Below are 5,537 nucleotides of genomic sequence, written 5' to 3' on the forward strand. Positions count from 1 at the left end.
CCCATTTCTTGTCCGTACAAGAAATGGGGCCGCCTGCCGGGGCGGGACCCGGCAACTCCGCCGCTCCCTGAGCGGCAAATCTAAACTCGCCGCCGGTCGACCACCGGCAAACGATACCGCTTACTGAGCGGTAAGCCCAAGAAGGCCTCTTCTGGCGGGCAGCTGTCAAGCTCCGCCGCTCGATGAGCGGCGAATCTAAGCCCACCCCGGGGCGGGACCCGGCAACTCTGCCGCTCACTGAGCGGCAAATCTAAACTCGCCGCCGGTCGACTACCGGCAAACGATACCGCTTACTGAGCGGAAAGCCCAAGAAGGCCTCTGCCGGCGGGACCCGGCAACTCCGCCGCTCCCTGAGCGGACAATCTAAAACTGCCGTCGGCCGACTGCCGGCAAACGATACCGTTTACTGAGCGGCAAGTCCTCGCCAAAAGGAAAGGCCGCCCTCGCGGGCGGCCTTTCCTTTTGTAATGTTACTTCCAGACGAGGCGGAGCTTTTTGTCGGGGCAGCGCGCGACGCACAGCCCGCAGCCGGTGCAGCGGGTGGGGTCGGTGACGATGCCGTCCGCCTCGCGGTGAACGCCTCCGTAGAGGCAGCCGCCGGCACAGAGAGAGCAGTCCTCCCGCGCACAGGGGGAGAGCAGCTCGCTCACAAGCGGCTGCTCGGGGATCTCCTCGAAGGGGATGAGAGAGCCGAGCGCGGCGCCCCGCAGCCGTTCGATGCTGCCGCCGTGCCCGTCGGCCCACGCCGCGAGCCCCTGGACGATTTCGGCGATGCGGCCGTAGCCGTGCAGCATGACCGCGGAGGCGAGCTGGACGGTGTTGGCCCCGAGCATGATGAATTCCAGCACGTTCTCAAAGCTCTCGATTCCGCCGATGCCGCAGATCTGGCAGCGGGTGAGCTGGGAGAGGGTGGCGGTGACCGCCAGCGACACGGGCCGGATGTTGGGGCCGGTATAGCCGCCGTAGGTGGGCATGACGGCCTGCTGGCGCTCAATGTCGACGCCCGACAGCCCCTTGAGACTGTCGATCGCGCTGACGGCGGAGGCGCCCGCCTCCTCGATCGCGCGGACAAAGCCCGTGTTGATGCTCGCGTCGTAGGAAAGCTTGACCATCACCGGGATCTCCACCGCCGCCACGATCGTGCGGACAAACTCGCCGATGTGTTCCGGATGGCTCGAGAGCCGCTCGTTTTTGGTGCCGATGGGTGCGCTGATGCTCAGCTCCACCGCGTCGGCGCCCATCCGCTCCACCTTGGAGGCGATGTAGGCGGCCTCCGAGGGGGTCGCGCCCCAGATCGAACAGATCAGCATACAGTCCCGCTTGTCGATCCGGTCCATCTCCTGCTCCCACTGCTCGAGGTCGAGGGTGGAATAGAGCATCGTGTTGAAAAGCCGCCCGTCGTCGAGGTAGAGCCGGGGCCGGATGACCGTGCCCGCCTCCAGGGTGATCGTTTCGGTGACGACCGCGGCGGCGCCCGCGTCGATCGACCGCTGAATGGCGGCCGCGCTGCGCGACCAGGGACCGGCGGCCACGATGACCGGGTTATTCAGCTGCCTGCCCAGAAAAGGCACTGCTAACGACATGGAACCCAACCCCTCTCATTCAAACAGCTCATAAATATATTTCTCGTTGCCGCAGGAGCGGCGGATTTTCAGCTTGGGCTGGAGCACGACCTGCTGCGGCACGCGGTCGACAAGCTGCTCGTCCTCGATCAGGTCGAAAAGCAGGCGCGCGGCGACCATGCCCAGCCGGTGGGCGGGCTGCTCGACGCTCGTGAGCTCGGGAGTGACCAGCTCGCACATGGGGGAATCGCTGAACCCCGCCACCGCGAGCCGCCCGGGGATATCGACCCCCTCGGCGCGCGCCGCCTTCATGACGCCGAAGGCGAGCTCGTCGCTCGAGGCGAAGATCGCGTCAGGCAGGCTGCCTGTCGCAAAGAGCCGCCGCGCCGCCAGATAACCGCCCCGCAGGCTGTCCTCGGCGGTGTGGACCTGCCCGGCGGGAAGCCCCGCCTGGACGCACGCCGCGCGGTAGCCCTGGAGGATCGCGCCGCTCTTCGAGTGGGAATCCTCGTCGAGCAGCAGGTCGACCCGGCGGCGGCCCAGCTCGAAGAGGTGCTGGGTCATCCGGGCGGCGCTGCCCTCGAAGTTGATGTAGCAGGCGGTCACGTCGCCCAATCCGTCCCCGCGCCCGATGATCACGAAGGGGCGCTCCCGCAGGCCGGTGGCGTCGAGCTGGGCGGCGCTCAGACGGGCGGCCCCGAGGATGACGCCGTCCACCTTGCGGTCGAGCACCATGCGCAGCGAGTCGACCTCCCCCTCGGCGGTGCCGTGGGTGTTGCAGAGCAGGACGCCCGCGCCCTTTTTGGCGGCGACCGTCTCGACGCCGGTGACGACCCGGTGGTAGATGCCGTGCTCAAAGGTGGGGACGAGCAGGGCGACCGTGTTGGTGCGGCCGAGGTTGAGCCCGCGCGCGAACCAGTTGGGGGTGTAGTGGAACTGCTCCATGACCGCGAGCACATGCTCGCGGGTTTCCGGCTGGACCTGTTCGGGGTGATTGAGCACCCGTGAGACGGTCGCGACCGACACCTGCGCCTGCCGCGCAATCTCCTTGATATTCAAGCCCCCGCCCCCTGTCCAATCGTCTACCTATAGCTTACCAACCCGTCCGGGAAAATGCAAGGCCCCGGGAAGGCCTCCGACAAAAAAAGACGCACTTTGTAATCGGTTTCATAATTCGCTTGCGTTTTGGCAGTCTTCACATGACTTATCAACAACTTGCCAAAGAAAAAGGCAATAATTTGTACAAAAATCAGGTGGCAAAATGCAGATTCATATGATATAGTGTGGATAGCGGCTAATGAAACTACTTACATCAATGCGCGCCCAGCGCGTGGCACAGACAGAAAGGGAGGTAACGATGAGCGAACTGAAAGAGAAAAAAGTCCAGGCGGAGGATTCCGAGTATTCCCTCAGCGCGGTACCGAAGGACAAAAAGGTACAGGGCATGTGGGCGGCGATGGTGGTGCTGGTGGGCTTCACCTTCTTTACCCCGAGCATGACCGCGGGCGGCAACCTGGGCATCGGGCTGACGCTGAGCGGCTTTCTCATCTCCATGATCGTCGGCAACGCGTTTTTGGGCGTCTACTGCGGCACTCTCGGCTACATCGGCCAGAAGACCGGCCTTTCCCTCGACCTGCTGGCGCACCGCTCGTTCGGTGAAAAGGGCTCGTTTTTGCCCTCCGCCATCATCAGCATCACCCAGATCGGCTGGTTCGGCGTGGGCGTCGCGATGTTCGCGCTCCCCGTCACCGAGCTGACCAAGGGCAAGCTGCCCGTGTGGGCGCTCGTCATCGTCACCGGCGCGGTCATGACGGTCACCGCCTACCTCGGCATCAAGGCGCTGGCGGTCCTCGGCTCGATCGCCGTGCCCCTCATCGCCATCCTCGGCGTCTATTCGGTGACCTGGGGCATCCAGAAGGCGGGCGGCATCATGAACGTCTTCGGCATGGAGAACAAGATGACGCTCGCCGCGGGCATCGCGATCGTCGTCGGCTCGTTCATTTCGGGCGGCACCGCGACGCCAAACTTCACCCGCTTCTCCAAGACCCCGAAGGTCGCCGTCACCGCGACGGTCGTCGCCTTCTTCGTGGGCAACTCGGTCATGATGATCTTCGGCGCGGTCGGCGGCGCGGTCACCGGCGTGGCGGACATCTTCAACATCCTCATCCTCCAGGGCCTCGCGATCCCGGCGGTCATCACCCTCGGGCTCAACATCTGGACGACCAACAACAACGCCCTCTATACCGCGGGCCTCGGCGTCTCGAACATCACCAAGATCCCGATGAAGCCGATGGTTCTGCTCGGCGGCCTGGTGGGCACCGTCTTCTCGGTGTGGCTCAACAACAACTTCGTCAGCTACCTGAACCTGCTCTCCGGCATGATCCCGCCGGTCGGCGCGGTCATCATCCTGCATTACATCCTGCACCGCGGCGACTATTCCAGGGAGGACGTCAAGAACCCGGCGGTCAACCCCGGCGCGATTCTCGCGGTCATCGGCGGCGCGCTCATCGGCATCTTTGTGAGCTGGGGCATCAAGCCGGTCAACTCGCTCGTTGTCGCGGCCGTGATCTTCCTCATCTGGGAGATGGCCGTCCGTCCGAAGCAGAAGGCATAGGCCTGTTGGAAGAGAACACACGTGACGAAAGGAGATCATCGCATGCTGATCAAAAATATCTTTGTGGAAAACGGGACCGAGGCGGTCGACATCCGCGTCGCCGACGGGAAGTTTGAAAAGATCGCCGCGAACCTCGACCCCAACCCGGGCGAAGAGGTCGTCGACTGCACCGGATGCCTGGCCATCCCGCCCTTTATCGAGCCGCACGTCCACCTCGACACCTGCCTGACGGCGGGCGACCCGGTGTGGAACATGTCGGGCACCCTCTTCGAGGGGATCGAGTGCTGGGCCAAGCGCAAGGAGAAGCTCTCCAAGCAGGACGTCAAGGACCGCGCCCGCCGCGCGGTGCAGATGCAGGCGTCCAACGGCGTCCAGTTCGTGCGCACCCACGTCGACGTGACCGACCCGACGCTGATCGCGATGGAGGGGATGCTCGAGCTCAAGGAGGAGCTCAAGGGGATCGTCGACATCCAGATCGTCGCCTTTCCGCAGGAGGGCATCATGAGCTATCCGAACGGCGAGCAGCTCATGGAGAACGCCGTCAGGATGGGCGCGGACTGCGTCGGCGCGATCCCGCACTTTGAATTCACCCGCGAATACGCGGTCGATTCGGTCAACTTCTGCGTCAAGCTCGCGGAAAAGTACGGAAAGCTGGTCGACGTCCACTGCGATGAGATCGACGACGAGCAGTCCAAGGGACTCGAGGTGCTCGCCTGCCGCGCGCTCGAAAGCGGCATGAAGGACATGGTCACCGCCAGCCATACCACCGCGATGCACAGCTACAACAACGCCTACTGCGGCAAGCTCTTCCGCCTGCTGCGGATGAGCGATATCAACTTCATCTGCAACCCGCTGGTCAACACCCATTTGCAGGGCCGCTTCGACACCTACCCGAAGCGCCGGGGCGTCACCCGCGTCAAGGAGCTGCTGGAGAACGGCAACAACGTCGCCTTCGGCCACGACGACATCTTCGACCCGTGGTATCCGCTCGGCGACGGCAACATGCGGGACGTCATCCACATGGGCCTGCACGTCTGCCAGCTGATGGGCTACCAGCAGATCATGGACTCCTACAGGTTCTGCACCTACAACGCCGCCCGGGCGCTGCACCTCGGGGACAGCTACGGCATCCGGGAGGGCAACCCCGCGAGCTTCATCGTGCTCAACAACGACAACTTCTACAACGCCCTCAACAAGAAGAGCGAGGTCCTCTACTCCTACAACCGCGGCAAGCTGATCGCCAAGGCGACCCCCGCGCACAAAGAGGTCCTCTTCTGACAGCCGCCCTTCGTCCGGGAGACCGGATCCGGGGGGGGGGGGGGGGGGGGGGGGGGGGGGGGGGGGGGGGGGGGGGGGGGGGG

4 protein-coding genes are annotated in these 5,537 nt (G+C 64.4%); 2 read left to right on the forward strand and 2 right to left on the reverse strand.

The window, feature by feature from the left end; all coding sequences use genetic code 11:
* Nucleotides 1-470: 470 nt before the first annotated feature.
* Nucleotides 471-1,583, reverse strand: coding sequence for a dihydroorotate dehydrogenase (locus NE609_RS16760; protein ID WP_256153178.1), 1,113 nt, complete (start codon nt 1,581-1,583; stop codon nt 471-473).
* A 15-nt stretch (nt 1,584-1,598) separates the two neighbouring features.
* Nucleotides 1,599-2,621, reverse strand: coding sequence for a LacI family DNA-binding transcriptional regulator (locus NE609_RS16765; protein WP_256153179.1), 1,023 nt, complete (start codon nt 2,619-2,621; stop codon nt 1,599-1,601).
* Between the two features lie 298 nt (nt 2,622-2,919).
* On the opposite strand from NE609_RS16765, the gene codB reads away from it, so the two are divergent.
* A complete protein-coding gene (codB, locus tag NE609_RS16770) occupies nt 2,920-4,176 on the forward strand; it encodes a cytosine permease (RefSeq protein ID WP_256153180.1) in 1,257 nt (418 codons plus the stop codon).
* Between the two features lie 42 nt (nt 4,177-4,218).
* Nucleotides 4,219-5,454 (forward strand): cytosine deaminase, encoded by a 1,236-nt coding sequence (codA, locus tag NE609_RS16775; RefSeq protein ID WP_256153181.1) that lies wholly within the window; start codon nt 4,219-4,221, stop codon nt 5,452-5,454.
* Nucleotides 5,455-5,537: the final 83 nt, after the last annotated feature.

It is taken from the genome of Anaerotruncus sp. DFI.9.16 (genome assembly GCF_024461615.1).
GTDB lineage: Bacteria > Bacillota > Clostridia > Oscillospirales > Ruminococcaceae > Anaerotruncus > Anaerotruncus massiliensis.